This is a genomic window from Psychrobacter sp. (assembly GCF_030457785.1).
In the GTDB taxonomy this organism is placed as follows: domain Bacteria; phylum Pseudomonadota; class Gammaproteobacteria; order Pseudomonadales; family Moraxellaceae; genus Psychrobacter.
In genome coordinates, this window is record NZ_JAKDUI010000277.1 from 1 (window position 1) to 2,522 (window position 2,522).

General features: G+C 42.8%; 2 protein-coding genes. One reads left to right on the plus strand and one right to left on the minus strand.

Annotated elements, in window-relative coordinates; translation table 11 throughout:
• Positions 1 to 165: 165 nt before the first annotated feature.
• Positions 166 to 1,134, minus strand: a complete 969-nt coding sequence (locus L0J61_RS10495) for a D-Ala-D-Ala carboxypeptidase family metallohydrolase (RefSeq protein ID WP_301466386.1) — start codon at positions 1,132 to 1,134, stop codon at positions 166 to 168.
• A 248-nt stretch (positions 1,135 to 1,382) separates the two neighbouring features.
• On the opposite strand from L0J61_RS10495, the gene rodA reads away from it, so the two are divergent.
• Positions 1,383 to 2,522, plus strand: a 1,140-nt coding sequence (gene rodA / locus L0J61_RS10500) for a rod shape-determining protein RodA (protein ID WP_301466387.1), incomplete at its 3' end; no start/stop codon positions are given.

The window sequence follows — 2,522 nt, forward strand, 5'->3', positions numbered from 1 at the left end:
CATTCATCCCACTACCTTAGAGGTAGGGGATTTCTGCGGTAAAATGTTAAAAAAGAAGCACCATTATAACGCTATAAAATCACTTTATTCGAGTTAGCTGGTATTTATTTTTATAGTTAAACAATTATCGGTTTAAACAAGAACCAACTCTTTACATCCTTCACATTAGTAGCGGCAAGAAGAGCTACTGCTTGCATGATGAAATCCCCATTTCCTATAACCGTCAGTATCTAGATGAATAGCGCCAGTGGCGTACAATCCTAGACCAAATTGATGTGCTTCACCTTGATATTGCCAGAACTGACATAGACCATCTTGCATGGTGCTCAGTCGCCATAAATCATCTTGATATTCAGGAACCCAAATATCTATTGCGCTAGCATTCATATGCTTGCTGCTACTAGCACCACCAGCACAGCGATTTAGACCTGGATTGCGATATACTGAGCGTATTTCACTGCTTGCCGGCAACACGCCTTGATTCTTTAACTCGCTATACAGACGTAGTGTTGGCACAATGTTCGCCCATAATTCCTGCGGTGGCAGCTCATAAGGCTCATAACCGCACTGATGCCAACTACGAGCGGTCTTTAGTAATTGGGATAATGGTGGTACATTTTGCGAACCAACGCGGGCGCTTAAATAATTTCGATATTCAGTCACCTGCGTGGCGCGATATCTATTAGTATTCAACCAGGCATTAAAATCCATACTGGAAAAATCACTGTAAGCACTGTTATGAGTATTATTCGCCGTGTTATATCTGGTATTACTTCCTGTGCGGCTATGAGCAAAGTCACGCTGATTCATATTGACGCGTTTGTTTTCTTGTATAGACACACCCGACTTGAGAGAAAAGCTTTGTTGTTTTTGCGCTATCAGCCCTTGCATACTATCGCTACTTGCAGCATTTGCTCCATCTAGCATAGTAACACCAGGTCTGTGACCGGTATTGTTTGAGGATGGTCTGATATAAGCGTTGCTATTATCAGCACTGCTGCCGCTCCGCACCTCAATACGGCGTTCGCTATCATCACTTACAATAGCGGCATGAGCATAGATGCTGCTAGACAGAATTAGTGCAATAACAGGCTTATGAAGCTGCTTAGACACACGGTTTTTTGTAATCATCATTGCAAAAATATACCACTAAAAACGTTTTATCGATACTATCAAATTTTTGACAAGCAAGCTAAACTATCGCTTCTAAATGAAGTGCATATATCCGTAAGTAACACTTATCCTTATAATTTTCATAATTATGTGACCTTATGACATATAAGCTTCTATGTTCACAAAGCGCTATCATCTAAAAATTAATTTTGACGTCGATTTTTCAGATACGGCTTTCTTTTTACCTAATAACTAGCCACTTTTTGCCTATGTCTACTAACCTGCAGTATCGTTTCTCACGTCAGAGCCATCATCTGGGTCAAGATAATACGCCAAAACTATGGCAACGAATCCATGTCGATCCATGGCTAACCCTTGTACTGTTAGCAGTGTGCTGTATTGGCTTGACTATTCTCTATAGTGCCGCAAACCAAGATGTTGGTATGGTTATACGACAAATGGTCAGCTATGGTGTGGCTTTCGCAGTTATGTTTACTATGGCGCAGATACCGCCCAACGTCTATCGCGTCTTCACACCCGTATTTTACGTGTTGGGGCTCATACTTTTAGTACTGGTTGATCTCATTGGTGAAGTGCGCATGGGCGCTCAACGCTGGATCAATCTGCCAGGATTTGGCAGTGTGCAGCCCTCGGAATTTATGAAACTGGGCATGCCTATGATGTGTGCTTGGTTTTTGTCCAAACGTGAACTGCCTCCGTCTGCCGCTAGCATCGCCATCACGCTGTTATTGATAATTGTTCCTGTCATATTGATAGCCAAAGAGCCTGACCTTGGGACGTCATTACTAGTGGCAGCCAGTGGTATTTTTGTCCTGTTTTTAGCTGGTCTATCTTGGCGTCTGATTTCGGCTGCTGCCATACTAGCAGTACCCCTAATTGCTTTTGCTTGGAACTTTTTATTACATGACTATCAGCGTACTCGTGTACTCACCCTACTAAACCCTGAGGCTGACGTTCAGGGTGCTGGCTGGAATATCATCCAATCAAAAACAGCCATTGGTTCTGGAGGGCTCACAGGCAAAGGTTATTTAGAAGGTACGCAGTCACATCTACACTTTTTACCTGAGGGTCATACTGATTTTATTATTGCCGCTTTTTCTGAAGAGTTTGGCTTGGTTGGTGTCTTGCTATTAATGTTCATATACTGTTGTTTACTGGCTCGCGCCTTGTATATTGCCTTTACCCATCCTGACACCTACAGCAGGTTACTAGCAGGCGCTATCGCTATGTCGTTCTTCGTTTACATATTCGTAAATGTTGGTATGGTTGGAGGTTTGTTACCTGTGGTTGGTGTACCATTGCCATTTATCAGCTACGGTGGCACCGCCATTGTTACTCTGATGGCTGGGTTTGGACTACTCATGTCCATTCATACACACAAGTCAGAT